This window comes from Actinomycetospora corticicola (assembly GCF_013409505.1).
Classification (GTDB): Bacteria; Actinomycetota; Actinomycetes; order Mycobacteriales; family Pseudonocardiaceae; genus Actinomycetospora; species Actinomycetospora corticicola.
Genome location: NZ_JACCBN010000001.1, coordinates 4115555 through 4140869 on the forward strand (window position 1 = coordinate 4115555; position 25315 = coordinate 4140869).

25 protein-coding genes and 3 tRNA genes are annotated in these 25315 nt (G+C 72.8%); 7 read left to right on the plus strand and 21 right to left on the minus strand.

Annotated elements, in window-relative coordinates; all coding sequences use genetic code 11:
- Position 1 precedes the first annotated feature (1 nt).
- Complete coding sequence (locus tag BJ983_RS20040; RefSeq protein ID WP_179795430.1) at positions 2-1024, minus strand: hypothetical protein; 1023 nt, start codon at positions 1022-1024, stop codon at positions 2-4.
- A 106-nt stretch (positions 1025-1130) separates the two neighbouring features.
- On the opposite strand from BJ983_RS20040, the gene BJ983_RS20045 reads away from it, so the two are divergent.
- Positions 1131-1601: a DUF2505 family protein gene (locus tag BJ983_RS20045; protein ID WP_179795431.1), complete on the plus strand. Its 471-nt coding sequence runs from the start codon at positions 1131-1133 to the stop codon at positions 1599-1601.
- On the opposite strand, the gene BJ983_RS20050 is transcribed toward BJ983_RS20045, so the two are convergent.
- The 5 genes from BJ983_RS20050 to BJ983_RS20070 all read right to left on the minus strand — a co-directional run bounded on the left by BJ983_RS20050 (position 1598) and on the right by BJ983_RS20070 (position 4910).
- Entirely contained in the window at positions 1598-2572 is a 975-nt protein-coding gene (locus BJ983_RS20050; RefSeq protein WP_218890370.1) for a pirin family protein, read from the minus strand. The two genes, BJ983_RS20045 and BJ983_RS20050, sit on opposite strands and share 4 nt — an antisense overlap.
- Before the next feature lie 107 nt (positions 2573-2679).
- The gene (locus BJ983_RS20055; protein ID WP_179795432.1) at positions 2680-3237 is read right to left on the minus strand and encodes a YbaK/EbsC family protein; all 558 of its coding nucleotides are present in this window, start codon (positions 3235-3237) and stop codon (positions 2680-2682) included.
- Positions 3231-3554 carry a DUF2516 family protein gene (locus BJ983_RS20060; protein ID WP_425484777.1) on the minus strand — a complete coding sequence of 108 codons (324 nt, stop codon included), beginning with the start codon at positions 3552-3554 and terminating at the stop codon, positions 3231-3233. Before BJ983_RS20060 ends, BJ983_RS20055 begins: the two co-directional genes overlap by 7 nt.
- A gap of 139 nt (positions 3555-3693) precedes the next feature.
- Positions 3694-4422, minus strand: coding sequence for a hypothetical protein (locus tag BJ983_RS20065; protein WP_179795433.1), 729 nt, complete (start codon positions 4420-4422; stop codon positions 3694-3696).
- Positions 4423-4427: 5 nt separating this feature from the next.
- Positions 4428-4910 (minus strand): helix-turn-helix domain-containing protein, encoded by a 483-nt coding sequence (locus BJ983_RS20070; RefSeq protein WP_179798037.1) that lies wholly within the window; start codon positions 4908-4910, stop codon positions 4428-4430.
- A gap of 244 nt (positions 4911-5154) precedes the next feature.
- Here BJ983_RS20070 and crcB point away from each other — a divergent pair, with 244 nt between their 5' ends.
- Together crcB and BJ983_RS20080 are read left to right on the plus strand one after the other, a co-directional pair.
- Positions 5155-5613: a fluoride efflux transporter CrcB gene (crcB, locus tag BJ983_RS20075; RefSeq protein WP_179795434.1), complete on the plus strand. Its 459-nt coding sequence runs from the start codon at positions 5155-5157 to the stop codon at positions 5611-5613.
- Entirely contained in the window at positions 5610-5984 is a 375-nt protein-coding gene (locus BJ983_RS20080; RefSeq protein WP_179795435.1) for a fluoride efflux transporter FluC, read from the plus strand. The genes crcB and BJ983_RS20080 overlap by 4 nt, the downstream gene beginning before the upstream one ends.
- Positions 5985-6035: 51 nt before the next feature.
- Here BJ983_RS20080 and BJ983_RS20085 read toward each other — a convergent pair whose 3' ends face one another.
- The 6 genes from BJ983_RS20085 to BJ983_RS20110 all read right to left on the minus strand — a co-directional run bounded on the left by BJ983_RS20085 (position 6036) and on the right by BJ983_RS20110 (position 14395).
- Positions 6036-7247 carry a DUF445 domain-containing protein gene (locus tag BJ983_RS20085; RefSeq protein WP_246326400.1) on the minus strand — a complete coding sequence of 404 codons (1212 nt, stop codon included), beginning with the start codon at positions 7245-7247 and terminating at the stop codon, positions 6036-6038.
- A gap of 518 nt (positions 7248-7765) precedes the next feature.
- Entirely contained in the window at positions 7766-9637 is a 1872-nt protein-coding gene (gene asnB / locus BJ983_RS20090) for an asparagine synthase (glutamine-hydrolyzing) (protein ID WP_179795436.1), read from the minus strand.
- A gap of 91 nt (positions 9638-9728) precedes the next feature.
- On the minus strand, positions 9729-11141 hold the full coding sequence (locus BJ983_RS20095; RefSeq protein WP_179795437.1) for an ATP-binding protein: 1413 nt from the start codon (positions 11139-11141) through the stop codon (positions 9729-9731).
- Positions 11138-12796 carry an FAD-dependent oxidoreductase gene (locus tag BJ983_RS20100; RefSeq protein ID WP_179795438.1) on the minus strand — a complete coding sequence of 553 codons (1659 nt, stop codon included), beginning with the start codon at positions 12794-12796 and terminating at the stop codon, positions 11138-11140. Before BJ983_RS20100 ends, BJ983_RS20095 begins: the two co-directional genes overlap by 4 nt.
- A 10-nt stretch (positions 12797-12806) precedes the next feature.
- Complete coding sequence (locus BJ983_RS20105; RefSeq protein ID WP_179795439.1) at positions 12807-13655, minus strand: hypothetical protein; 849 nt, start codon at positions 13653-13655, stop codon at positions 12807-12809.
- A gap of 59 nt (positions 13656-13714) precedes the next feature.
- Complete coding sequence (locus BJ983_RS20110; RefSeq protein ID WP_179795440.1) at positions 13715-14395, minus strand: GIDE domain-containing protein; 681 nt, start codon at positions 14393-14395, stop codon at positions 13715-13717.
- A 138-nt stretch (positions 14396-14533) separates the two neighbouring features.
- On the opposite strand from BJ983_RS20110, the gene BJ983_RS20115 reads away from it, so the two are divergent.
- Positions 14534-15307, plus strand: a complete 774-nt coding sequence (locus tag BJ983_RS20115; protein WP_179795441.1) for a coniferyl-alcohol dehydrogenase — start codon at positions 14534-14536, stop codon at positions 15305-15307.
- A gap of 75 nt (positions 15308-15382) precedes the next feature.
- On the plus strand, positions 15383-16282 hold the full coding sequence (locus BJ983_RS20120) for a serine protease (RefSeq protein ID WP_343054267.1): 900 nt from the start codon (positions 15383-15385) through the stop codon (positions 16280-16282).
- A 90-nt stretch (positions 16283-16372) separates the two neighbouring features.
- Here BJ983_RS20120 and BJ983_RS20125 read toward each other — a convergent pair whose 3' ends face one another.
- Positions 16373-17422: an alcohol dehydrogenase catalytic domain-containing protein gene (locus BJ983_RS20125; RefSeq protein ID WP_179795442.1), complete on the minus strand. Its 1050-nt coding sequence runs from the start codon at positions 17420-17422 to the stop codon at positions 16373-16375.
- Between the two features lie 254 nt (positions 17423-17676).
- On the opposite strand from BJ983_RS20125, the gene BJ983_RS20130 reads away from it, so the two are divergent.
- On the plus strand, positions 17677-19287 hold the full coding sequence (locus BJ983_RS20130) for a glycoside hydrolase family 88 protein (RefSeq protein ID WP_246326402.1): 1611 nt from the start codon (positions 17677-17679) through the stop codon (positions 19285-19287).
- Between the two features lie 133 nt (positions 19288-19420).
- On the opposite strand, the gene BJ983_RS20135 is transcribed toward BJ983_RS20130, so the two are convergent.
- The 8 genes from BJ983_RS20135 to BJ983_RS20170 all read right to left on the minus strand — a co-directional run bounded on the left by BJ983_RS20135 (position 19421) and on the right by BJ983_RS20170 (position 24290).
- A tRNA-Phe gene (locus BJ983_RS20135) sits at positions 19421-19494 on the minus strand.
- A 39-nt stretch (positions 19495-19533) separates the two neighbouring features.
- Positions 19534-19607 (minus strand) — tRNA-Asp (locus BJ983_RS20140).
- A 22-nt stretch (positions 19608-19629) separates the two neighbouring features.
- A tRNA-Glu gene (locus tag BJ983_RS20145) sits at positions 19630-19702 on the minus strand.
- Between the two features lie 64 nt (positions 19703-19766).
- On the minus strand, positions 19767-20513 hold the full coding sequence (locus BJ983_RS20150) for a ScbR family autoregulator-binding transcription factor (protein ID WP_179795444.1): 747 nt from the start codon (positions 20511-20513) through the stop codon (positions 19767-19769).
- A 66-nt stretch (positions 20514-20579) separates the two neighbouring features.
- Positions 20580-20750, minus strand: coding sequence for a hypothetical protein (locus BJ983_RS20155; protein ID WP_179795445.1), 171 nt, complete (start codon positions 20748-20750; stop codon positions 20580-20582).
- 245 nt (positions 20751-20995) lie between these two features.
- Positions 20996-22246, minus strand: a complete 1251-nt coding sequence (locus BJ983_RS20160; RefSeq protein WP_179795446.1) for a serine hydrolase — start codon at positions 22244-22246, stop codon at positions 20996-20998.
- A gap of 22 nt (positions 22247-22268) precedes the next feature.
- Positions 22269-23408: an FAD-dependent monooxygenase gene (locus BJ983_RS20165; protein WP_179795447.1), complete on the minus strand. Its 1140-nt coding sequence runs from the start codon at positions 23406-23408 to the stop codon at positions 22269-22271.
- A gap of 117 nt (positions 23409-23525) precedes the next feature.
- Positions 23526-24290, minus strand: coding sequence for a phosphatase PAP2 family protein (locus BJ983_RS20170; protein WP_179795448.1), 765 nt, complete (start codon positions 24288-24290; stop codon positions 23526-23528).
- 144 nt (positions 24291-24434) lie between these two features.
- Here BJ983_RS20170 and BJ983_RS20175 point away from each other — a divergent pair, with 144 nt between their 5' ends.
- A complete protein-coding gene (locus BJ983_RS20175) occupies positions 24435-25304 on the plus strand; it encodes a hypothetical protein (RefSeq protein WP_179795449.1) in 870 nt (289 codons plus the stop codon).
- Positions 25305-25315 lie beyond the last annotated feature (11 nt).

Here is a 25315-nt window from a genome sequence, read left to right on the forward strand (position 1 = left end):
CTCACGCCCCGGCCTGATCGCGACCGAAGGCGATCACCTCGTCGTCCATCCGTCGCAGGGAGCGGATCGCCGACAGGATCTCCTGGAGCCATTCGCCGGTACTCCAAGTCTCACGGACGTCAGCGAGGGCGCTGGTAGTTATGTGCGCTCCGACCGACGTCACCCGCGCACCCGTCGGCAGCGCCAGGTGCCCGAGTGCGAGGGCGTGCTGGAAGGGCGCGTGGATGGCCGAGGTCACGATCAGGAGGTGATCCAGCGACGAGAGGTCGGTCGACGCGGCGAAGAAGCGATAGGTACCCGCGGTGGTCACACGCCCTGCGTCGGGTTCGGCCGGAGCCGCGAGACCAATGACGGACGCCGGGCCACCACGCAGCTCCCGGACCTCTGCTGGGAGGCGCTCCTCCAGGGGTCGCTCCTGTGCCCGTACCTGGGGTATGTCGAGAGCCCACCCGAGCGCGACCGACATCGCGTCGAGCTCGTCCTGCACGGACCCGCGAGCGAACTCCTGACCGAGTCGCACCTCGGAGTCGGTCGCGGGTCGCCGGCTGGCGAGCCCCCAGATCGGCGCGGGCGGTAATCCCGCCGACAGGAGATCCCGGACGAGTTCCGCCCGGAGGAGACAGCTCCGCAGCCTCCCGCCCGGGACCAGGACGTGGGTCGGTGCACCAAGATCGCCGCGAGGCGGGCCGGCGGGGTCGCGGTACACCGCGGCGACGACCGCCCGGGTCGCGTCCACGACCTCGCGCGGGTGATCTCGATAGTCCGCTTCCCAGCGCTCGCGGCCGCGTCGCGCATCGAACAGCTCGGCAGCAACTGCCTCAAGCTCCACCAACCGTCCACGGAACGTGGACTCTCGGAGCTCTTTCCCAAATGCGGCGAGGAGTCTGGTCATAGCGTCGGAGCCGAGCCAACGCTCGGCACCTCGACGGAGCTCGTCCAGATCCCGCGCATACTCCGGGAGTGTGATGACCGAGTAGCCGACGGACGACGGCGGCTCGGACGGCCGTTCCAGAAGGGAGTTCATGAGCGCCGCCCCCGCGTCCTGGACGATACGGCGAGCCCTCGTCCTGCACGCGGCAGCGGGCCGTGGATAGCCGGGATGAGCACGGCGGAACGGTAACCTGCCGCCCGTGGCCCGCCCCATCGAGCACGACGCCTCGTTCCCGCACCCGCCCGACGTCGTCGTCGGCGCCCTCACCGACGACGCGTTCCTGAACGCGCGCCTCGCCGAGCTCGGGGGGAAGGACGCAGCGCTGGTCAGCCACGACGGCGACCGCATCGTGCTCCGTCAGGGCGTCCCGGTGGAGTTCCTGCCGTCGGTGGTCCGTCGCTTCACCGGCGACGACCTCGTCCTCGACCGCACCGAGAACTGGCACGGGACCACCGCCGACGTGCAGGTCGACGTCCGTGGCCTGCCGGGATCGATCACCGGGACCCAGGAGGTCGTTCCCGACGGCGAGGGCTCCCGGCTCACCGTGCGCGCGCGGACCGAGGTCCCGGTGCCGATGGTCGGCGGGAAGATCGAGGGCGTCGTCGCCGAGCAGGTGTCCGAGCTGTTGCGCTGGGAGGCCGACTTCCTGCGCCGCTGGCTGGACGGCTAGACCCGGTCGGCCGGGATCGCGCCGAGGCGACCCTTCGAGTGGTCCTGGAACGCATCCAGGACCTCCTCGCGGGTGTTCATCACGAACGGTCCGCCCCAGGCGATCGGCTCCCGGATCGGCCGGCCGCCGAGCAGCACGACCTCGAGCCGCGGGTGGCGCGAATCCTGTGTCTCCGCGGCCGCCACGCGCAGCGACTCACCCGGCCCGAAGAGGACGAGCTGTCCGGTGGTGACGGGGCGCTGCTCGGCGCCGGCGTACCCGGATCCCGCGAGGACGTAGGCCAGCGCGTTCTGCTCGCGGTCCCACGGCACGTGCAGCCGCGCGCCCGGCTCCAGCGAGGCGTGGGCCATCGTCATCGGCGTGTAGGTCGAGCCCGGCCCGGCGTGCCCGGCCAGCGAGCCCGCGATCACCCGGACCAGCGCCCCGGCGTCCGGGGACGTGACCAGCGCGGCCTGCCCGGCCCGCAGGTCCTGGTAGCGCGGGTGCACCCACTTCTGCGCGCGCGGCAGGTTCACCCACAGCTGCAGGCCGTGGAACAGCCCGCCCGACGCGACGAGGGCCTCCGGCGGCCGCTCGATGTGCAGGACGCCGCCACCCGCCGTCATCCACTGCGTGTCGCCGTTGGTGATCATGCCGCCGCCGCCGTGGTTGTCGGCGTGCTCGAAGGTCCCGTCGATGATGTAGGTGACCGTCTCGAACCCGCGGTGCGGGTGCCACGAGGTGCCCTTGGGCTCGCCCGGCGCGTACTCGACCTCGCCCATCTGGTCCATGTGGATGAAGGGGTCGAGGTCGGCGAGGTCGACGCCCTGGAACGCGCGGCGGACCGGGAAGCCCTCGCCCTCGAAGCCGCGCGGGGCGGTGGTCACGCGGCGCACCGAGCGCTCGGTGACCCCGGTCCCGACGCCGGGCTCGGGCAGGCGCGGCAGGACGGTCAGGTCCGGGACGGTGAGAGCGGGCACGTCGACCTCCATCTACTTGAAGGTTGAACCATACCGCGGCTCCCGTATGGCAGGAAAGCGTCGTTGCTGCCACTGGCCGACAGCAACGACGCTTTCCTGCCGACCGGCGGGGAGGGCGACTACCGCCCCAGGCCCTCCGTCGGCTCCGCCCCCGGCAGCTGCCCGAGGACCGACCCGGGCACGACGAGCTTCGAGGCCCGCAACCCGCTCCCGACGACGACGGCGGGTGCGGCCAGGACCGCGGGGTCCACCAGTACCGGCCAGCCGGCCGGCAGCCCGAAGGGCGTGATCCCGCCGCACTCCATGCCGGTGAGCTCGACGGCGAGGTCCATCGCCGCGAAGGAGGCCTTGCGGACGTCGATCCGCCGCCGGACGACGCCGTTCACGTCGGCCCGCGTGGTCGCGAGGACGACGCACCCCGCGAAGCGCTGCTCGCCCGAGCGCGCCCCGGTGACGACGACGCAGTTCGCCGAGAGCTCGAGTGGGGACGAGTACGCCTCGCAGAACGCGGCGGTGTCGGCGAGCCCGGGGTCGATGACCGCGACGCCGCAGGACCGGGCGACGTCGACGGGGAGAGCGTCCAGTGCGGCGGCGACCGGCGCCGCGAGCAGGTCGGGACGGTCGGGGGCCGGGACGAGTTCGAGGGTCCCTGCGGCGGCCTGCAGGTCCGTCACCATCGCCCGCCCTGCTGGACCTCCGTGACCTTGGGGCGCACGTCGACGAGGTAGACCAGCACGGCGCAGAGGGCGACCAGCCAGAGGATCGCGAAGCCGGACACGGGGCCGCCGAAGGAGATGACCAGCAACAGGGCACCCACGCCGGTGATCGCACACCAGGCGGGCTTCGTCAGCTTGTCGACCGCGGTGAAGGCGTCCGCGCGCTGCAGGAGGGCGTGGATGAACGCGTAGAGGCCGACCGGGATCGCGACGACCCAGATCAGCAGCGACAGGTAGTAGTCGAGGTTCAACCAGACGGACGGCACGGACAGACCCACGCCGCGAGGATACGTGCTGGTGACAGCGGCTCCGATCCGCCCGTCGGCGATCGAGTCGGACACCACGGACACACGACCGGACACATGACGACGGCCCCGCCACCGCAGTGCGGTGACGGGGCCGTCGAGTGGGGGAGCGTCAGGCCTTGCCGTTCGGCGCCTTCGAGGCGGCCGGCTTCGTGGCGGCCGTCTTGGGGGCGTTCTTCGGGCCCTGCTTCTTCGGGGCGGTGCGGGCCGCGGTCTTGCGCGTGACCGAGCGGGTCTCGTGCGCGACCTCCTCGCCGGTCTCCTTCACCTCGGCGGCGAGCTCGTCGCCCGCCTCGGAGATGACCTCGGCGGCCTGGCCGGTGACCTTCTGGGTGTAGCGGGCGGCGCGCTCGCCGACCGACCGGGTCTGCTTGGTGACCTCGGCCAGGGCGGCCTCACCGCGGACCCGGACCTCCTCGGTGGCGTCCTCGAGGCGGTTCTCCAGCTCGCTGGACACCGAGTCGACGGTGTCGAGCGCCTGCTTGACCTGCGGCTGCGCCTTGATCTGCACGTAGGCGGTCTCGCCTCGCTTCACGAGGTCGGCGTAGACGCTGCGCACGGCGGCGGCGTAGCTGTCGGCCAGCCGGCGGAAGTCCTCGGCGGTCAGCTTGCCGCGCAGCTCCTGCAGCTCCGAGGGCAGGTCCTCGACGCGGGCCTGGACCTCGGTGGCGCCGGCCTGAACGCGGGCGAAGGCCTCCTGAGCGCTCGCGACGGCGTAGTCGCCGAGGCCGAGCAGGGCCAGGGCCGGGGCGCGGAACGGGTCGACGACCTCGGTGACGACCTTGTTGGCCTGGTCGCGGGCCTCGCGGACGTCGAACTTGGTGGGGAAGGTGACGGGCATGTCGCTCACTCCTCTTCGGAAGGTTGACGGATGGGGTGGGGGGCGACGGCGAGAGCCGCCGTCCCCGCAACGGCGCCGGAGGCCTCATCGCGCTCGGCGGACATCGGGGTCGTGATCCCGGCCGCGCGGTTCTCGCGGCGGAACGACTCGTAGATGTCGTGCAGCACCTGCTTCTGGCGCTCGGTGAGCTCCGGATCGCAGGAGAGTGAATCGAGGACCGCGGAGCCGACTCGCTCCTCGAGGATCCCCGCCTTCACGTACAACGCCTCGGCCGAGATACGCAGTCCGGTCGCGATCTGGGCCAGGATCTCGGCGGACGGCTTGCGCAGTCCGCGCTCGACCTGGCTCAGGTAGGGATTCGAGATCCCGGCGACCTTGGCGAGCTGCCGCAGGGAAACCTGCGCCGTCTCGCGCTGCCGACGGATGTAGGCACCGATGTCCTCGACGGCCTGACCGAGTGCCTTGTCGACACCGTCCACACCGGACATCGTGCTCACCTCCTCGCCGTGACTGACACCCACGCTAACACGAGTGCTAGCTCGTGCAAGCACTGTGCTTGCGCAGGTGGGGTGGGCTGCGCCACAGGTTCCGCGGGGCAATTCGGGCACCGCTGTGCGCTGGGGAAACGCCTCCGATAGCGTTCCGCGCGATGGCGGTGGGGCCCGCCGAGAACCGCGCCGGATCGGCGCCAACGGTCCCTGGAGCCCGATTCCGCGTGCCCAGGGAGTCCCCGTGCCGAACCGCCCCGAAGTCTCCGACGACGTCGTCTCCGGACGTGAGCCCGGCGCCCCGGTCCTCCGCGGCCAAGGAGCGGCCGTCGCCGCCGTCGCGCTCGGGGGCGCCCTCGGCGCCCTCGCCCGCTGGGGTCTCGGCCTCGCGTTCCCGGCCCCGCACGGCGCCTTCCCGACGACGACGCTGCTGATCAACGTCGTCGGGTGCCTGCTGATGGGGGTGCTGGTGGTCCACGTCGCCGAGGTCCGGACCGCGCACCCGATCGTGCGCCCGTTCCTCGGCGTCGGCGTCCTCGGCGGCTTCACCACGTTCTCGACCTTCGCGGTCGACGCGCAGACGCTCCTCGCCACCGGGCACCTCGGCACCGCGCTCGGCTACCTCGCCGCGACGGTGCTCGGGTCGGTCGGCGGCGCGTGGCTCGGCCTCGTGCTCGCGCGCACGACGGCGGGTGCGCGATGACCGCGGTGGCCGGGCTCTGGGTGGCCCTCGGGGCGGCGATCGGGGCGCCCACGCGCTACCTCGTCGACCGCGCCCTGCAGCGCACCCACGGCACCTCGTTCCCCTGGGGCACGTTCACCGTGAACGTCGCGGCGTCGCTCGTGCTGGGCGTGGTGCTGGGTGGCGCGGCCCCCTCGGCGGTGGTGTCGGCGGTGGGCACCGGGTTCTGCGGCGGCCTGTCCACCTGGTCGACCCTCGGCTACGAGACGGTGCGCCTCGCCGAGGCCGGTGAGCGGACGCACTCGGTGCTGAACGTGCTCATGTCGACGTTCGCCGGCCTCGGCGCCGCGTCGCTGGGTCTGCTGATCGGCGCAGGTGCCTTCGGCCCGTGAGCAGAAATCCGTGCCGGGGCACGGATCACTGCTCACGGGCGCGCAGCGCACCTAGCCGACGACGAGCTCGCCCACGGTGTAGATGATCAGCCCCGCCAGGGCCCCGACCACCGTGCCGTTGATGCGGATGAACTGGAGGTCCCGGCCGACCTGCAGCTCGATCTTCCGCGAGGTCTCCGGGCCGTCCCAGCGCTTCACCGTGTCGGAGATCAGCGCCGTGATCTCCGGCGCGTAGCGGGTGACCACGTAGGCGGCGGCGTCGACCACCCAGCTGTCGACCTTCTCGCGCAGGCCCTCGTCGAGCACCATCCGCTGCCCGAAGCGCGTGACGCCGTCGGTCACCCGCAGCCGCAGCTCGCTGGACGGGTCCTCCGCCGCGTCGAGGATCATCGCCTTGCCGGTGGCCCAGGCGCGGCTGATCAGACCCTGGACGTCGGGGTGGGCGAGCAGCTGGGCCTTGATCGCCTCGACGCGCGCGATCGTCTCGGGCTCGTGCTGGAGGTCCCCCGCGAAGCTGGTGAGGAAGCGGTCGATCGCCTTGCGCAGCGGATGGTCCTGGTCGGACTTGACCGCCCACGCGAACGAGAGCGCCTCGGCGTAGAGCCGGTCGCCGATGAGGCCGTCGACGAAGCGCGGCGACCAGCTCGGCGCCTGCTTGCTCACCAGCGCCATCACCGTGTCGTGGTTGGTGCGCACCCAGTCGTAGGCGCGGTCGCAGATCAGGTCCACGACCTTGCGGTGCGACCCGTCGTCGAGAACGCCCTCGAGGAGCCTGCCCATGGGCGGGCCCCACTGCTGGGCGACCACGCGCCGGGTGACGGTCTGCTCGATGACGGCCTGGACCTCGTCGTCCCGCAGCACCGCGACCGCGCCGCGGACCACGGTCGCGGCCTCGGCGGTGACGCGTTCGGCGTTCTCCTGACGGGAGAGCCAGGCGCCGACGCGGTTCGCGATCCGGGCCGAGCGCAGCTTGTCGCTCACCACCGGTACGGATAGGAAGTTCTCGCCGACGAAGTCCGACAGGCTCTCGCCGAGCTGGTCCTTCTTGCGCGGGATGATCGCGGTGTGCGGGATCTTCAGGCCGAGCGGGTGCCGGAAGAGCGCCGTGACCGCGAACCAGTCGGCGAACGCACCGACCATGCCCGCCTCGGCGGCCGCGCGGACGAAGCCGGTGAAGGCCGGCCCGCCGTTGCGCTCCCAGACCAGGAACACGATCCACACGATCGCGGCGCCGACGAGGAAGCCGGTGGCCACGATCTTCATCCGCACCAGACGGCGGCGCTTGCCCTCCTCGTCGGCCAGCCCGGTCAGGCCCGGCACGGAGCCACGAGGGGCACCGTCCGTGGCCGGGATCTCATCCGTCGTCTCCGACGCTCGCGCCACACTGCTCACACCCGTCGATTGTGCCCCGACACGCCCCGCTGAACCGCCGGGGCCCGGGGTGCGAACCCATCGGACGGGGGCCGAATCACCCGCATCGTCCGCGGAATGCTCGGCGTTGTAGGTACAGCGTCGAGGGCGCCCGGCGTCATGATGCGTGCGAACGGTCCGACCACGCGCCCTCGAACGCCCCGTGCGACCGACCGCGCCCGGCCGCACGGGGTACTGCGCCCTCCGGCCGCCGTGCTGCCCCACGGCGGTCGGGGGGCGTCCCACTCGTCGGACGCTGCTGATCGGCGTACTCGTGGCACCCGGTTGCGCGACCCCCGGAATGCACGAACGGCACTTTCGCGCACGTAGATGCTGCGAAAGTGCCGTTCGCTCGGGGAGGGGCGGGCGTCTTAGCTGGTCTCGACCGTCGGCCGGTAGCTGCGCATCCACGCGTCGAGCTGGAGCACGTTCTCCATCTGCGCGCGGTCGACCTCGAGGCTCGTCGTGGAGTTCGCCGACGGCGCGTCGACCGCCGCCCGCACCCGGTCGACGTCGATCAGCGAGCGCACCGGTGCGTTCGCGTCGTTGACCAGGTCGGCGAGGTCACCGCGCACGGCCTTCTCGTACGCCGGGTCCTGGGTCGACGGGTACGGGCTCTTCACCCGCTCCACGATCGAGGCGGGCAGCACGTCCTTCGACGCCGCGCGCAGCAGCGACTTCTCGCGGCCGTCGAAGGTCTTGAGCGCCCACGGCGTGTTGAAGACGTACTGGACGAGCCGGTGGTCGCAGAACGGCACCCGGACCTCGAGGCCGCTGGCCATCGACATGCGGTCCTTGCGGTCGAGCAGGATCTGCACGAAGCGCGTGAGGTGCAGGTAGCAGACCTCGCGCATCCGGCGCTCGGTCGCGCTGACCCCGTCGACGTGCGGCACCTCGGCCAGGGCGTCGCGGTAGGCCTGGTCGATGTAGCCGGGGAGGTCGAGCTCGGCGAGCAGGCCGTCGTCGAAGAAGCTGCGGGAGTGGTCCATCGGGCCGACCCGTCCCGCCATCCACGGGAAGGTGTCGGCGTTGACGGCCTCGGCGTCGTGGAACCAGCGGTAGCCGCCGAACACCTCGTCGGCCGACTCGCCGGACAACGCGACGGTCGAGCGGCCGCGGATCGCCTTGAACAGCAGGTAGAGCGAGGTGTCCATGTCGCCGAGCGAGAGCGGCAGGTCGCGGGCGCGGAGCACGGCCGCGCGGGCGTCCGGGTTCATCAGGTCGTCGTTGGAGAGCGTGATGGCCTCGTGGTCGGCCTGCACGTACTCGGCGAGCTCGCGGACGAAGGGACCGTCCGGGGTGTCGCGCATCGGATCGGCGGCGAAGGAGTCCTCGTAGCCGACGAAGTCGACCGAGAACGACCGGACCGGGCCGCCGCCCTGCGCCTTCAGCTGCTGCGCGGCGAGCGCGGTGATCGCCGAGGAGTCGAGGCCACCGGAGAGCAGCGAGCACAGCGGGACGTCGGAGATCAGCTGGCGGTGCACGATGTCGTCGAGGAGCTCCCGCACGCGCGCGACCGAGGTCTCCTGGTCGTCGGTGTGCTCGAGGGCCTCGAGCTGCCAGTAGCGGCGGATCGAGAGGCCCTCGCGACGGACGCGCACCAGCGAGCCCGGGCGGACCTCGTGCATGCCCCGGTAGCCGCCGTGCCCCGGCGTCTTGACGTGGGAGAGGACCTCACGCAGGCCGTCGAGGTCCATCACGGCCTCGGCGCGCGGGTGGGCGAGGATCGCCTTCGGCTCGGAGCCGAACAGCACCCCGTCGGGCGTCGGGTAGTAGTACAGGGGCTTGATGCCCATGCGGTCGCGGACGAGGAACAGCTCGTCGGCGCGGGTGTCCCACAGCGCGAACGCGAACATGCCGTTGAGCCGCTCGACGACGTCCTCGCCCCACTCCAGCCAGCCGTGGAGCACGACCTCGGTGTCGGAGTCGGTGCGGAAGCGATGGCCGCGCTGCTCCAGCTCGGCCCGCAGCTCGGTGAAGTTGTAGACCTCGCCCGAGTAGACGATCGCGAGGCGGGTCTCCCCGCTCGCGGGGTCCTCCAGGGTCATCGGCTGCCGGCCGCCCGGCACGTCGATGATCGCTAGCCGGCGGTGCCCGAGGGCGGCGTGGCGGGCCGTCCACAGGCCCTCGTCGTCCGGTCCGCGGCAGGCCATCGTGTCCGTCATCGCCTGCGCGTCGGCCGCGGCCGCGCGGTCCTCGGCGAAGTCCCGGGTGAAGTCCACACATCCAGCGATGCCACACATGGGGTCTGCCTCCTGTCGTCGTCGACAGGTCAGGCATACCCCGATTGTTTAGGGCATGTAACAAGATGTGACGCGCCGGTGAACCGGACGATCACCCCAGAGGGAGCCGGATCTCGAACGTCGTCCCCGCCGGGGAGGTGTGGACCCGGATGTCCCCGTGGTGCTTGGCCACGACGATCCGGTAGGAGATGTCCAGCCCGAGGCCGGTCCCCTCCCCCACGTCCTTGGTGGTGAAGAACGGCTCGAAGATGCGGGGGCGGACGTCGTCGGGGATGCCCGGGCCGGTGTCGCCGATCTCGACGACCGCCGTCCCGCCCTCGCGGCGCGTCCGGACCGTCAGCGTGCCCGAGCCGGCCATGGCACTCACGGCGTTGTCGACGATGTTCGTCCAGACCTGGTTCAGCTCGGCCGGGTAGCACGGCACCTGGGGCAGCTCGGGGTCGAAGTCCTTCTCCAGCGTGATCCCCTCGAGCTTGCGCGAGAGCATCGTGAGGGTGGACTTCAGCAGCACGCGGAGGTCGGCGGGCTGGAAGGGCGCGCGGTCGAGCTGGGAGTACTGCCGCGCCGCGTTGACCAGCGTGCCGATCCGCACCGTGGCGTCGGTGATCTCGCCCATCAGCGTCTCGGTCTCGACGGCGTAGGCGATCCAGCGCACGGCCGCGCCGAGCGTGCCGTCGGGGACGGTGCGCTCGACCTTGCCGAGCCACTCGGCGTCCAGCCCGCCGGCCACGAGCACCGCGGCGAGGTCCCACGCCCCGCCGACCTCGCGCTCGTCGAGCCAGTCCCCGAGCTCGTCCTCGGCGTCCGAGGTCTGCATCGCGGTGAGCTCGGGGGCCGTGGCCACGCCGAGCACCGCCTCCTCCTGCAGCTCCACGAGCTGGGCGACGACGGCGCCGTCGAGCTTGCCCGAGGCGAGCATCGCGAGCTTGTGGCGCATCCCCGCGACGCGGTCGCGCAACGACTCGGTGGCCCGGATCGCGGCGGCGGCGGGGTTGTTGAGCTCGTGGGTCAGGCCCGCGGACAGCGAGCCGAGCGCCAGCAGCCGCTCCCGCTCACCGATCGCGGTCGACGAGCGCTGCATCCCGACGAACAGCCCCGCCACGAGGTGCATCGCCATCGGGAACCACTCGCGCAGCTTCTCCGACCAGTCCGCGGCCGGGAGGGCGAGCAGCGTGACGTCGGTGCAGGCGTGCAGCGTGTGCTTGTAGGTCTGCTCCGCGCCGGGGACGAACGCCTCGGTGGACCCGCCGTAGGTCCCGGGCGTGGTGGAGCGGCTGATCTCCACCTGGTCGCCGCGGGACAGGCGCAACAGCGAGATCTCGCCCCGGCAGAGGACCCAGAAGCAGCGCGCCGGGTCGCCCTCGCGGCAGACGTCCTCGCCGGCGGGGAAGTCGACGACGTCGGCGTGCTCGCCGATCCAGGCGAGCTGGTCCTCGTCGAGGGACTCCAAGAGGAAGAGCCCGCGCAGGTTCGCGGGGGTGAGTTCGTCACGGGTCTCGGTCATCGGTTCTCCAACCAGCGGTGCACCAAGCTCACCGCCATCGCGCCCTCGCCGACGGCGGAGGCCACGCGCTTCACCGACCCGCCCCGGACGTCGCCGACGGCGAACACCCCGGGCAGGGAGGTCTCCAGGTGCAACGGCTCCCGGCCCTCGCTGCTTCCCGCTCCGGACGACGGGACGGGCAGGTCGGGCCCGGTGAGCACGAACCCGCGGTCGTCGCGCTCGACGGTGCCGTCGAGCCAGTCGGTCCGCGGCCGGGCGCCGATGAAGACGAACAGCCACTGGGCGTCGACGCGCTCCTCCTCGCCGGTGGCGCGGTCGCGCAGGGTCAGCTTCTCCAGGTGGCCCTCGCCCTCGGCGGCGACCACCTCGGTGCACGTCCGGACCTCGATGTGCCCGACGGCCTCGATCTGCTCGATCAGGTAGTGCGACATCGACGACGTGAGCGACTCGCCGCGCACCAGCATCACGACCCGACTCGCGTACCGGGAGAAGTTCATCGCGGCCTGCCCGGCCGAGTTCGCGCCCCCGACGACGTAGACGGTCTCGTCGGCGCACGACGGCGCCTCGGTGGTCGCCGCGCCGTAGAAGACGCCCTCGCCGGCGTAGGCGGTGAGCCCCGGGACGTCGTCGAGCGTCCGGTAGGAGACCCCGGTGGCCAGCACCACCGCGTGCGCCGCGATCTCGGACCCGTCGTCGAAGGTGAGGATGCGGACGCCGCCGCGGACGCCGAGGCCGGTGACCGTCCTCGTCGTCAGGACCTCGACCCCGAACTTGACCGCCTGCCGCCGGGCGCGGTCGGTGAGCTGGGAGCCGGAGACCCCGTCGGGGAAGCCGAGGTAGTTCTCGATGCGGCTCGAGGTGCCCGCCTGGCCGCCGGTGGCGAGCGACTCCACGAGCACGGTCCGCAGTCCCTCGGACCCGCCGTAGACCGCGGCGCCGAGCCCGCCGGGGCCGCCCCCGACGACGGCGAGGTCGTACAGCTCCGCGGTGGCGTGGGTGGAGAGCCCGACCTGCTCGGCGACCTCGGCGTCGCTCGGCTCCACCAGCGCGCGACCCTCCCCGGTGATGACCACCGGGAGCCGCTCCGTGCCGCAGCCGGCGGCCTCGAGCAGCCGGGCACCCTCGGGATCGTCGGCGAGGTGGAAGCGGAAGGGCACCTGGTTGCGGGCCAGCAGGTCACGCAGCTCGTAGGAGCGGGCCGACCAGCGGTGGCCGACGATCCGCGTGTCGGTGCTGGGCCGGTCCGGCGACCGCCGCCAGGCCTCGAGCAGCTGGTCGACGACGGGGTAGAGCTTCTCCTCGGGCGGGTCCCAGGGCTTGAGCAGGTAGTGGTCGAGGTCGACGACGTTGATCGCGGTGATGGCGGCCTCGGTGTCGGCGTAGGCCGTGAGCAGCACCCGGCGGGCCCGCGGGAAGAGGTCCATGGCGCGCTCGAGGAACTCCACGCCGCTCATCCGCGGCATCCGCTGGTCGGCGAGGATGACCGCGACCTGCTCCCCGCGCAGTGCGATCTCGCGCAGCGCCTCGAGGGCCGCGTCGCCCGAGTCGGCGCGCACGATGCGGTGGTGCTCGCCGTACTCGCGGCGCAGGTCGCGGGCCACGGCACGGGAGACGCCCGGGTCGTCGTCCACGGTGAGGATCACGGGGCGGGGCACGGGAACCAGCCTAATCTCGCTCGAGCCATCCCCAGCCGTCGTCGGCGAGGTACACCCCGCCACCCGACCCCGCTCCGGGCACCGGCTCGACGGTGTCGCGGATCGCGGCGAGGACGGCCAGCACGAAGGCCGCGCCCACCGGCGTGAGCTCCTCGGGCAGCCGGGCGGTGATCCGTCGCCGGCCGACGTCGGCCCGCCAGGCCCGGCCCCGGTCGTCGAGCAGGGTGCGCCGCGGGGGGTGCCGCTGCGCGCGGGTACGCAGGCGCAGCAGACGGCCGTCGACCTCGATCTCCCAGTCCCGCCACGGGCCGTGCGCCGCGGGCCGCGCCGTCGCCACCGTCTCCCGGCCGTCGAGGAGCTGGAACGTGGTCCCGCGCTGCTCCAGCCACCGCTCCTCGGTCCCGACGACGACGGAACGCCCCTCGCGGCGGTCCTTGCGCGAGCGACCGGCCCGCTTCCCGGGCCGCGACACCGTGCCGGCCGGGCGGCCGTCGAACTCGAACGGACGCTCGGCGTCGCCGTCGGCGTGCAGGGCCGAGCGGATGCCCACCCCGTAGGTGCGCATGTCGTCGTCGACGCGGGTGTCGTTCGCCGCGCCCACCGCCACCCCGATCCCCGCGAGCAGCAGGGGGAGCGTGATCGTGAGCGCGACGAAGAGCCCGATACCGGTGTCGGTGATGCCGTGGCGCACCCAGGCGGCGATGACCGCCGCGAGCACGCCGAGGGCGACCGCGAGCAGGAGCAGCCAGCCCCGGAACACCCGGCTCGGGACCCGCGACGCCCGCCACCGGGAGGCCGGACCACCTCCGGGTACGGAGGGTGACGCCTCCAGGCCGAGATCGTCGTCCACGCGGCTCATGACACCGAGCGTCCCGTATTGCGGTGACTCAGGGCAACACAGTTGCGCCGTTCGGGGTGTCAGGTGAGAAAGGCTGCCACGACCAGGGCCAGACCCGCCACTCCGGACAGCGCTCCTCCCCAGGCCCACCGACGCTGGAGCAGCAGCGAGTCGTCGCGCAGGGCCGTCGGCGCCCGCGTCGAGATGACGAAGGCCTCGGCGGCGGGCGGGCCGACGGTCAACCCGCCGTCGCGGTCGTGGACCTCGCCGTGCACGTACACCTCGACCCCCGGGCGCAGGACCCACTCCTCGTGCACGACGACCCCGTCGGGCGCGTAGTGGGGCACCTCCGCCACCTTCTCCGGCTGCACGGCCACGGTGCCCCGCGGGTCGACCGTGATGTTCCCGGTCTCCTCGACCAGGACGAACGGGCGGTCCGAGGACTCCTCGAGCAGCAGCTGCGATCCGCCCTCGTGGCCGTACGGGGTGCGGACCACGCGGCGCCACCAGACGCACTCGGTCCCGGTCTGCGGGGAGCGGAGCGGGCCGTCCTCCGACGGGTGCGCGTACCCGACGACGGCGGCGTCGCGCGAGAAGCCGCCGACGGTGCCGAGCTCGACGAGCGCCTCCTGCTCGAGGGCGAGGTCGGCGACCGCGGAGGTGGAGGCGCCGATCATGGAGTGTCGTTGGGCGACCCGGCGGTTCGCCGCGACGATGGCCGCGGCCGCGAGGGCGATGAGGACGATGCCGAACAGCAGCATGGGGGACTCCCGTCGTCGTCCCTCCAGGGTCCACGATGACCGCTCGTGCCCGCGTGAAGCGCGGACCGTCACCCGGATCGACGCCGCGCAATCACCCTTCGGAGACCTCGGACCCGGCCGTCTACTCTGACCGGTGCCATGAGCACCGTCTTCGTCGTCACCGGGACCTCCTCCGGGGTGGGCCGCGCCCTCGCGCAGTTCCTCTCCCGCCACGGGGTCACCGTGATCGGCCTCGACCGGCGCGAGCCGCCGGACCGCGAGATCGCCCACGTGCGCTGCGACCTCACCGACCCGCGGTCGATCGACGCGGCCGTCGAGCGCCTCGACGACCGGGTCGACGCGCTCGCGAACGTCGCCGGTGTCCCGGGCACCTCCCCCGCCGAGACCGTGCTCGCCGTGAACTTCCTCGGGATGCGCCACCTCACCGAGCGGCTCCTGCCCCGCATCCAACGCGGTGGCTCGGTGGTCAACGTGTCCTCGGCGGAGGGGCGCCACTGGGTCGCCCACCTCGCCGAACTGCGCCCGCTGCTCGCGACCACGTCGTTCGAGGAGGGGCTGCGCTGGTGCCGCGAGCGCCGGCCCGACCGTCCGGTGTACGAGTTGTCGAAGGAGGCCGTGCTCGCGTACACGACCGCCTCCTCCACGCTGACCTGGCCTGACGGCATCCGGATGAACGGCGTCGCGCCCGGCCCGGTGCGCACGCCGCAGCTGGCCGAGGTCGAGCGCTCGATGGATCCCCGTCGCCTGGCCCGCCAGCGCAACGCCGCCGGGCGGGACGCCGAGGCCGACGAGATCGCCGCCGTCGTCGCGTTCCTCATGTCCAACGAGAGCCGCTGGATCAACGGGCAGACGCTCGCCGCCGACGGCGGGGTCGCCGCGGCCACCACCTGGGCCGCCCTCCAGACCCGCTGAGCGCCCGCCGTCACTTTCTCGTGAACCCGCCGTTGTGTCGGTCAAAGGGTTCCACTGAACGGGTGAGGTGGCCGCGTGCGCCAGGGACGACGACTGACGACGGTGCTCGCGGGCGCGGCGATGCTGCTCGGGGCCGTGACCGGCACCGCGTGGGCCGACCCCGCCCCGCCGCCCGTCCCGCCCACGGCGATGAACGTGCCCGGTCCTGCGGTGCCGCTTCCCGCGCCGGTCGCCCTCCCCGAGATGGCCGCCGCGCTCGGCGGGTCGATCCACCCCGGCGTGCAGGTGCGCACCGACGGCGCGCAGTGCACCGCGAACTTCGTCTTCACCGGCGGCGGGAAGGTCTACCTCGGCCAGGCCGCGCACTGCTCCGGGACGGGCGCGGCCACCGAGACCGACGGGTGCACGTCGCAGTCCCTGCCCCTGGGCACGCCGGTCGCGATCAGCGGCGCGTCGAAGCCCGGGAAGCTCGCCTACAACTCGTGGCTGGCCATGCAGGGCGCGAAGGAGACCGACCCCGACGCCTGCGCCTACAACGACCTGGCGCTCGTCGAGATCGACCCCGCCGACGTCGCGTCGGTGTCGCCGACGGTGCCCTTCTTCGGCGGACCGACCGGGCTCGACACCGACGGCCTGGCCACGGGTGAGCGGGTCGCGAGCTACGGCAACTCCGAGCTGCGCGGTGTGGCCGCCCTGTCGCCGAAGGTCGGCGCCGCCCTGGGCGACACCGGCAACGGGTGGAGCCACCCGGTGCTCACGCTCTCGCCCGGTGTCCCCGGGGACTCGGGCAGCGGATTCCTCGACGCGGGTGGTCGCGCGGTCGGCGTGCTCTCGACGTTGAACTTCCTCCCCGCGCCCGGCTCCAACGGCGTCGGCGACCTCGCGCGGATGCTGGCCTACGCGAGGAGCCACGGGGCTCCCGGCGACCTCGCGCTCGCCCTCGGCGGGCCCTTCCGGAGCCTCGGGCTCGTCTGATCCGGACACACGGACGCCCCCGCTGCCGGTCGGCGGCGGGGGCGTTCGTCGTCGTGCACGCGCCGGGGCACCACCCGGCGTCGGGAAGAACTACCGGTCGAAGGACGCGATGTCGATGACGAACCGGTAGCGGACGTCGGAGTCGACGACGCGGTCGTAGGCCTTGTTGACGTCGTCCACCGTGATCTTCTCGATCTCGGCGCCGATGTGGTGCTCCGCGCAGAAGTCGAGCATCTTCTGGGTGTCGCGGATGCCGCCGATCTTGGAGCCGGCGAGGCTGCGCCGGCCGTTGGCCAGCGAGAACGCGTGGATCGAGCCCGGGTTCGACGGGATGCCCACGTTGACCATCGAGCCGTCGAGCGCGAGCAGCGCGACGTACTTCTCGAGGTCGAGGTCCGCCGACACGGTGTTGACGATCAGGTCGAACGTGCTGTCGAGATCGGTGAAGGTCTGCTCGTCCGAGGTCGCGTAGTAGTGGTCGGCCCCGAGCCGCTTGCCGTCCTCCTGCTTGGACAGGGACTGCGAGAGGACCGTGACCTCGGCGCCCAGCGCGTGCGCGATCTTGACGCCGACGTGCCCGAGCCCGCCCATGCCGATGATGGCGACCTTCTTGCCGGGGCCGGCGCCCCAGTGGGTCAGCGGCGTGTAGAGGGTGATCCCGGCGCAGAGCAGCGGCGCCGCGACGTCGAGCTCGACGCCCTCGGGGATGTTCAGCACGTAGTTCTCGTCGACGACGACCGACTGCGAGTAGCCGCCGAAGGTCTGCTCGCCCGAGTACTCGCGGGCGTTGTAGGTCTGCACCTCACCCTTGGTGCAGAACTGCTCCTCGCCGGCCCGGCAGTTGTCGCACTCGCGGCAGGAGTCGACGAAGCAGCCGACGCCGACGCGGTCGCCGACGGAGAACTTCGAGACCTGGTCGCCGACGGCGGCGACGGTCCCGGCGATCTCGTGGCCGGGGACCATCGGGAACTCGGCGCCACCCCACTCGTCGCGGGCCTGGTGGATGTCGGAGTGGCAGATCCCGGCGTAGGCGATGTCGATGAGGACGTCGTGCGGCTTCGGGTCCCGGCGCTCGATGGTCGAGCGCTCGAGCGGCTTCGAGGCGCCTTCGGTGACCAGGGCGGAGACGGTGGTCGGCACGGTCGTGGATCTCCTTCGGTGTGCGGGGCCCGACCCATGCGGGTCCGGCCATCGATCTCCGATCGGTTGTCCGCGATTCAACGATCTGAACCACCCGCGTTCGGCAGCTCACATCCCGCAACTCTTCGTCCTGCTCGGCCGCTCGGCGTAACGCGGACGGCTGATCGACACGACTGTGGTGGTTGACAGTGTGTGATCACCGGGGGGACGAGATGACGGGGACGGTTCGGCGACGGTGGGCGGCGGTGGCCGCGATGGCGGTCGCGGCGATGCTCATGGCGGGGACGCAGGTGCTCACCGCACCGCCGGCGCGGGCGGCCGAGCTCTCCGCCGACACCGTGCGCCGCGACCTGGCGTTCGCGGAGGCCCGGCTCGCGGCGACCGCCGCCCGGACCGCGACGAACGCCTACCCGGTGCGGACCGGGACCAACGGCGCGTGGGTGAACGTCGGCGCCGGGGACTGGACCAGCGGGTTCTTCCCCGGTGCGCTCTGGCAGGCCTACGCCCACACCAAGGACCCGGTCTGGCAGCAGCGGGCCGAGGCCTGGCAGGCCGGCGTCGAGTCCAACAAGACCGACGACACCAGCCACGACGTCGGATTCCAGATCTTCAACTCGTTCGGCCAGGACGCCGCGCTCACCGGCGACCCGAACGCGAAGGCCGTCGTCCTGACCGCCGCGAAGACCCTGGCGACGCGCTACAACGCCAAGGTCGGCGCCATCCGCTCCTGGGACGCCCGGACCGACACCTCGAAGTACCAGGTGATCATGGACAACATGATGAACCTGGAGCTGCTCTGGTGGGCGGCCCAGAACGGCGGCGACGCCTCGTGGGCCACCATCGCCACGAACCACGCGAAGACCACGGCCCGCGACTTCTTCCGCGCCGACGGCGGCAGCTGGCACGTCGTGAACTACAACCAGACGACCGGCGCGGTCATCAGCAAGTACACCCACCAGGGCTACAGCAACGACTCCACCTGGTCGCGCGGCGAGGCCTGGGCCGTGCACGGCTTCACCATGGCCTACCGGTTCACCAAGGACGCCCAGTTCCTGACGACGGCCCGCTCGTCCGCCGACTACTTCCTCTCGCGCCTGCCCGCCGACAAGGTGCCCTACTGGGACTTCAACCTGCCCTCGACGTCGGGCCAGCCGCGGGACTCGTCGGCCGCCGCGATCGCCGCGTCCGGCCTCGTCGAGCTCTCCACCCTCGAGCCGGACGCCACCCGCAAGCAGCGCTACCTCGAGGGTGCGCGGGACATCATCGCGTCGCTGTCCACGGCGGCCTACCTCGCGGACGGCACGACCAACCAGGCGGTGCTGCTGCACGGCACGCAGAACAAGCCGTCGGGCAGCTACGACACGGGCATCATGTTCGGTGACTACTACTTCATGGAGGCCCTGCGCCGGTACGCGGGCGCGACGGGGATCGACCTGGGCACCACTCCGCCGGCCACGACGACCACCGCTCCTCCGGCCACGACCACGGCGCCACCGACGACCACGACGAAGCCGCCGGCGACCACGACCACCGCTCCAGCCACCGATCCGGTGACCGCGTACTACCAGAAGCTGGGTGGAGCGTCGTCGTACCTCGGCGCGCCGAAGGCGGCGGTCTACACCGTGGCCGGCGGGCGCGCGCAGGACTACGCGGGCGGGTCGATCTACTGGTCCACCGCGACCGGAGCGCACGCGGTTCGGGGCGCGATCCTCACGCGGTACAAGGCGCTCGGTGGCCCCTCCAGCGCCCTGGGCTTCCCCACGACCGACCAGTACGCCATCTCCGGCGGCCAACGCAGCGACTTCGCGAAGGGCACGATCGTCTGGTACCAGTCGAACGGCCAGACGTACGTCTTCACCCGCTGAGTCCGCCCGCCGCGAGGTGTACGTGAGGCAGGGTTCCGGAGCTCCGGGCCTGCCTGATGTGCACCTCGCGGCGCGGGTGGCCGGCCCCGGACGCACGAAAGCCCACCGAGCGTCTCCGCTGGGTGGGCTGAGGTGGCCAGGGGCGGGGTCGAACCGCCGACCTATCGCTTTTCAGGCGATCGCTCGTACCGACTGAGCTACCTGGCCGTGTCGGCCGGGCCGTCGTACGGCACCAGCACGACTGTGCGACCCAGACGGGACTCGAACCCGCGACCTTCGCCGTGACAGGGCGACGCGCTAACCAACTGCGCCACTGGGCCTTGCTTGTAGAACTGTACTGCGTACCCCCAACGGGATTCGAACCCGCGTTGCCGCCTTGAAAGGGCGGAGTCCTAGGCCACTGAACGATGGGGGCTCGGTGCGAAGACCTTACCCCCTCCGGTGGTGACCGGTCCGCTCCGTTGGGTGCGAGGGGAACCTTACGGGACGGGGTCCGGGCCCCTCTCAACCACCCCCGGCAACGGGTTCCCGAGCGGCAGCGAGGCCATCCCGCCGGCCGCCTCCCAGCGCTCCAACCAGGCCGCGTCGGCGACGCAGCCGAGCAGGAGCTCCCACGACCGGACCGCCCGGTCGCGCAGGTCGGCCTGACCCGTCGTCGCGGTGGACACCACGCGGTGACCGTTCCCGAGCGCGACCACGGTCCGGGCGAGGTCCCCGGCGTCGACGCCCGCGCGGATGAGCCCGGCGTCCCGGGCGCGGCCGAACAGGTCGAGGAAGACGTCGTCCCAGTACTGGTAGGCCCACCGGAAGCGCTCCGGCCCGAGGACGCCCTCCCCGACCGCCCGCATCCCCCCACGGACGTGGACATCGGCCGCGAACACGTCGGCGATGCCGATGGCGATGGCGACCGCGGTGGTCATCGGGTCGTACCCCAGGCCCTCGAAGGCCTCGGTGATCTCCGGGAAGCGCCGCTCCATCACGGCGACGACGGCGTCGGCCATCGCCTCCTTGGAGGTGAAGTGGAAGTAGAGCGCGCCCTTGGTGACGCCGCTGCGGTCGAGGATCTTCGACAGCGAGGCGGCGTGGTAGCCCTCGGCGGCGAACTCGTGCGCGGCCGCGGCCAGGATGGCCTCGCGGGTCGCCACCGCGCGGGCCTGGCGCGGGGCGGGCCGCTGGGGCTCACCGGGACCCTGCGTACGGGTGGGCGAGGCTGGGACGTCAACCATGACGGCACCACGCTAATCGGCTGCGGGCCGGACCCGCCCGGGCGACGCGCCGGACGGGACGGACCCTCAGCGGCGGACGGGCGGGGGCTCGCCCGACTCCCCGATCAACCCGAGCATGTCGAGCAGGTCGCGGCAGTCGTCGGAGTCCAGCGCGTTGCGGGCCACCGCCATCCGCGCGCGGTGCACCTGCTCCTCGCTCACCCGGTAGACGTCGGCGGCGGTCCGCTGGGCGGGCACCCCGGCGAGAGCGCCCGGCTCCGATCCGCGTGGGGCGGGAACGGCCGTCGCCTCCGGATGCGGTCCGGCTGGCCGTCGTCGTGGACCCGGCGTCACGTTCATCCGTCTCCTGAACACCCGTTCCCTCGTCCACCGCGAGGCAGGGCTGGACGCTACAGAGCGGGCGGGCCCCGTGCAGCCCTCTCTCAGGGTGACCCAGGGACTCCTCAGGTTCGACACAGCGTGGCGTCGTTGGTCACGAGGAGTCAGTCCACGAGCGCCTGGTAGACCAGCGAGCGCATCTGGCTACGGATCGGATGGGCGCTCGACGGCAGCAGCTGGGTGAGGAACAGTGCCGTGACCTCCTCGACCGGATCGACCCAGAACGCCGTGCTCGCCGCGCCACCCCAGGCCATCTCGCCGACCGAGGAGAGGGTGCGGTAGGCGCTCGGGTCGAGCACCACGGACACCCCGAGGCCGAAGCCGACGCCGTGGAACGGCATCTCCGCGAAGAGCGGGCGGCCGACCTGCTCGAGGTCCTGTCCCCCGGGCAGGTGGTTGCGGCCCATGTAGGCCACGGTGCGCGACCCGAGGAGCCGGACCCCGTCGAGCTCCCCGCCGCGGGCGAGCATCTGGACGAAGCGGTGGTAGTCCGCGGCCGTCGAGACCATGCCGCCGCCGCCCGAGAGCCACGTCGGGGGCCGCAGGAACGGCTCGCCCATCGCGTCGGCCCGCACGCGCTTCCGGCCGGGTCCGAGGGCGTAGAGGGCGGCCGTGCGCGACGGGTCGTCGGAGACGAAGCCGGTCGAGGTCATGCCCAGCGGGTCGAGGATCTCGGTCTGCAGGAACGTGTCGAGCGACTGCCCGGAGACCACCTCGACGAGGCGGCCCAGCACGTCGGTGGCGTGGCTGTAGTTCCACTCGGTGCCGGGGGTGTGCACCAGCGGCATCTCCGCCCACGCGTCCACGCACGCCGCGAGGTCGAAGCCCGCGGGCACGCCCCACTCGAACCCGCGCGCCCGGTAGAGCTCGTCGACGGGGTGGGCGTGGTGGAACCCGTAGGTGAGGCCCGCCGTGTGCGTGAGCAGGTGCCACACCCGGATCGGCTCCGGGCTGGGCATCGTCAGCGGCGCCGTGGAGCTGCCCTTGAGGTAGACCCGGGGCTCGGCGAAGGCCGGCAGCCAGCGGGAGATCGGGTCGGTCAGCTCGAGCGCGCCGCGCTCCCAGAGCATCAGGGCGGCGACCGAGGTGATCGGCTTGGTCATCGAGTAGATCCGCCAGCGCGTGTCCGCCTCCACCGGGAGACCGGCCTCCTCGTCGGCCATCCCGTACTCGGAGGCGTGCACGATCTGCCCGCGCCGGGCGACCACGGTCTGCCACCCGGCGAGCCGCCCGTCGTCGACGTACCGGCGGAAGTGCTCGTCCACCCGGGCCAGCCGGGTGGGATCGAAGCCGAGGGCGGCGGGGTCGGCCTCGACCGAGATCGGGCGACCGGGGGCGTTCGCTGCGGTGCTCACGCGGCCATCCTGCGCCAGCGGACTACAGCTCGCCCACGATCTCGGCGACCTCGTCGACGGCCTCGCGGGCCCACAGCCGGTCGCGCAGCCGCCGGGTGAGTCCCTCCGCGTGCGCGAGGGCGGCGAACTCCGCGACCTTCGCCGCGCATGCCGCCCGGGCGGTCGCGCGCAGCGCCTCGTAGCCCTCCAGGCCGGGCAGGATCCGGCCGTCCGACCGGTCGAAGGCGGCACCCAGCGCGTGCGCGTCGAGCAGCGCCTGGTTCTCCTCCTCGCCGGCGTGCGGCAGGAGCGGTTGGGCCGCCGCCCCGACGACGGTGAGCCGGTGCCGCGTCCAGCGCGGCAGCGGGCGCTGGTGGGCGACGACCTGGTCGGGCTCGCGGGTGGCGACCCCGGAGACGGTCCTCCGGACGTCCGGGTCGAGCCGGGACACGATCCACTCGCGCTCCGCGGGCGGCAGGTCCGCACGCGTCACGAACATGACGTCCGCGCCGCCGACCGGGGACGGTGTCCGCACGACCTGCAGGGCCGGTGCCGACCACACCCGCAGCTCCGGGTGGGCCGACTCGCCCGCCGTGGCGGCCACGGAGCCACGGCGCACGACGAAGGTCGGCGACAGGGCCCCGGCCCCGCCGTCGAGCAGGGCCCGGACGCGGCTGGACGCGCCGTCGGCGCCGACCAGCGCCTCCGCCCGCCACTCCTCGCCGCCCTCGAGCGTGACGAGCGCGGCGTCGCCGATGTCCTCGACACCGGTGAGGCGGCTGTCGTACCGCACCGAGATCATCTCGTCGCGGGCGCACGCGCCGGCCAGCGCCCGGCGCAGCTCCTCGCGGGCGACGATGAGCACGGGGTAGCCGAACCGGGCGCGGACCTGCTCCCCCAGCTCGACCTTGCGCAGCGGCTGCCCGGTCCCGGCGTCGAGATGGGTGAACCGCTGCAGCTCGAGGGTGCGGGCCAGCAGCGGGTCGAGCAGACCGAGCCCGTGCAGCACCCGCGTCGCCGCGGGGCGCAGGAGCGTCGAGCCCGTGACCACCGGGTCGTCCTCCACCGCCGGGTCGGGACCCCGGTCGAGCACCTGGACGGGGAAGCCCTGGTGCGCGAGACAGAGCGCTGCCGCCAGGCCGTCCACGCCGGTCCCGAGCACCAGGAGCGGCACCTGCTCCATGGTGGGACCCCCGATCGGAAATGCCACGGAACGCGCAGGCAGCACGTGCCGGAAAGGCTATTCGGCGCATTCGAGTGACGCCATGCGTCGTCTGTTCGAGGGATCGACGTCTCAGCGTCAGGCTACCGGTGCGTCAACTGACCCTTTCAGGGGATGGATCTCCACGGGCCGGCTCTCGAGGACCGCGGCGAGGGCCACCGCCAGGGCCAGGAGGGCGCCACCCAGCATCCAGCCCGCCGCGACGTCGGTGGTCCAGTGCACGCCGAGGTAGACCCGGCTGGCCCCGATCACGAGGACGACGACGGCCCCGACCAGCACGATTGCGACGCGCACAACCGGTCCGGACCGTCCCGCGTCCCGCAGCAGGAGGAGCACGGCCACCACGGTGAGCCCGACCCCGAGCGCACTCATCAGGGCGTGCCCGGAGGGCAGGGACGCCGACGTCTCGACGGCGAGCCGGGTGTCCAGCGGCGGCCGCGCCCGCTCCACGGCGGTCTTCAGCAGACGGATGGTGAGAGATCCCACAACGACCGCGCCGACCCACACGGCGGCCCGCGGACGCCGCCCGCGCAGGGCGAGCACGAGCGCCGCGAGGACGGCCAGCCCGCCCGTGAAGAACGTCCCGCCGACGAGCGAGGCCGTCTCGGCGAGGTCCGTGCGACCCGCCGTGCGCTCGGCGACCATCCAGGCCAGCACGGGAGCGTCGGTGTCGGCCAGGGTCTCGTCGGCGGCCACCAGCGCGAACACCGTCGCCGCCCCGGCGACCAGCACACCGGCCACCACCAGGCAGGCCGGGACCGGACGCGGGGTCCGTCGTCGGGCGAGGACCGCTCCGACCAGGAGCACCACCGCCGCCACCGCCAGGCCGACCGCCGTCGTCACCGTCCCGAGCCTCCTGCCCACGTCCCCCGACCCGGCGTCGGGAAGGCGGAGTACCCCGTTCCGGGGGCGACGCGCAGGGGAGATGACCGCGTCCCGCGGACGTGCGACGGGCAGACTCGCGGCGGACGGGGTCGACGGGCGGAGGTGGCGGTGCTGGTCGTCGGGCTCCTCGCCGCCCTCGTCGCCGCCGGTGCGAACGCCGGCGCGGCGATGCTCGAGGCGTTGGCGACGCGGCGGGCGACCCGTGCGGCGGGCGTCGTCACCAGCCCCGTCTACCTCGCCGGGCTCCTGCTCGACATCGTCGGCTGGGTCCTCACCGTCCTCGCGCTGCGGTACATGCCGATCGTGGCCGTGCAGGCGATCGTGGCGGGACAGGTCGTGATCACGGTGATCGCGTCGCACTGGGTCTTCGACACCCCGCTGCGGCGCATCGACCTCGCCGCCGCCGCGTGCAACGTGCTGGGCCTCGCGCTGCTGGTGGGCAGCGCGAGCACGGGGGAGCTGCCGCACATCGGGATCGGCGGCACGATCGCGGTGCTCGCCGTCCTGGTGGTGCTCGCCGTCGGCGGCATCACGCTGGCGCTGCGCAGCCGGCGGGCGGTGCCGACGGCGTTCGTCGCCGGACTCGCGTTCGGCGGGACCGCGGTGGCCGTCCGCCTGATCGACCTCGACACCGACGGCGCGCTCGGAGACATCGTGCGGTCGGCGGTCACCGACCCCGTCGTCTGGGCGCTCCTGGGCTACGCCGTCCTCGGGCTCGCGCTCTACACCGTGGCGCTCGCCCGTGGCTCCGTCGGGCCGGTGGTGGCCGTCCTCGCGGTCACCGAGACGCTCGCCCCCGGCCTGCTGGGCCTGCTCCTGCTCGGCGACGGCATCCGGGAGGGGTGGACCCCGTGGTTCGTCCTGGGGCTGCTGCTGGCCCTGGGCGGGGTCGTGGTGCTCGCCCGCTCGCCCGCCCAGGCCTCGCTCGCCGGGGACGACGGCGTGGCGCGGCCGCCGCTCAAGAGGGCCTGATCGTCCCGGCG

Bases quoted from the DNA above. Each gene is read 5' to 3' on its own strand.
- BJ983_RS20055 (WP_179795432.1), bottom strand. From the start codon at position 3,237: ATGGTGACGGACCTGCAGGCCGCCGCAGGGACCCTCGAACTCGTCCCG.
- BJ983_RS20065 (WP_179795433.1), bottom strand. From the start codon at position 4,422: ATGCCCGTCACCTTCCCCACCAAGTTCGACGTCCGCGAGGCCCGCGAC.
- BJ983_RS20105 (WP_179795439.1), bottom strand. From the start codon at position 13,655: ATGAGCCGCGTGGACGACGATCTCGGCCTGGAGGCGTCACCCTCCGTA.
- asnB (WP_179795436.1), bottom strand. From the start codon at position 9,637: ATGTGTGGCATCGCTGGATGTGTGGACTTCACCCGGGACTTCGCCGAG.
- BJ983_RS20115 (WP_179795441.1), top strand. From the start codon at position 14,534: ATGAGCACCGTCTTCGTCGTCACCGGGACCTCCTCCGGGGTGGGCCGC.
- BJ983_RS20070 (WP_179798037.1), bottom strand. From the start codon at position 4,910: ATGTCCGGTGTGGACGGTGTCGACAAGGCACTCGGTCAGGCCGTCGAG.
- BJ983_RS20050 (WP_218890370.1), bottom strand. From the start codon at position 2,572: ATGGAGGTCGACGTGCCCGCTCTCACCGTCCCGGACCTGACCGTCCTG.
- BJ983_RS20095 (WP_179795437.1), bottom strand. From the start codon at position 11,141: ATGACCGAGACCCGTGACGAACTCACCCCCGCGAACCTGCGCGGGCTC.
- BJ983_RS20110 (WP_179795440.1), bottom strand. From the start codon at position 14,395: ATGCTGCTGTTCGGCATCGTCCTCATCGCCCTCGCGGCCGCGGCCATC.
- BJ983_RS20085 (WP_246326400.1), bottom strand. From the start codon at position 7,247: ATGAAGATCGTGGCCACCGGCTTCCTCGTCGGCGCCGCGATCGTGTGG.
- BJ983_RS20165 (WP_179795447.1), bottom strand. From the start codon at position 23,408: ATGGAGCAGGTGCCGCTCCTGGTGCTCGGGACCGGCGTGGACGGCCTG.
- BJ983_RS20080 (WP_179795435.1), top strand. From the start codon at position 5,610: ATGACCGCGGTGGCCGGGCTCTGGGTGGCCCTCGGGGCGGCGATCGGG.
- BJ983_RS20130 (WP_246326402.1), top strand. From the start codon at position 17,677: ATGGCGGTCGCGGCGATGCTCATGGCGGGGACGCAGGTGCTCACCGCA.
- BJ983_RS20150 (WP_179795444.1), bottom strand. From the start codon at position 20,513: ATGGTTGACGTCCCAGCCTCGCCCACCCGTACGCAGGGTCCCGGTGAG.
- BJ983_RS20040 (WP_179795430.1), bottom strand. From the start codon at position 1,024: ATGAACTCCCTTCTGGAACGGCCGTCCGAGCCGCCGTCGTCCGTCGGC.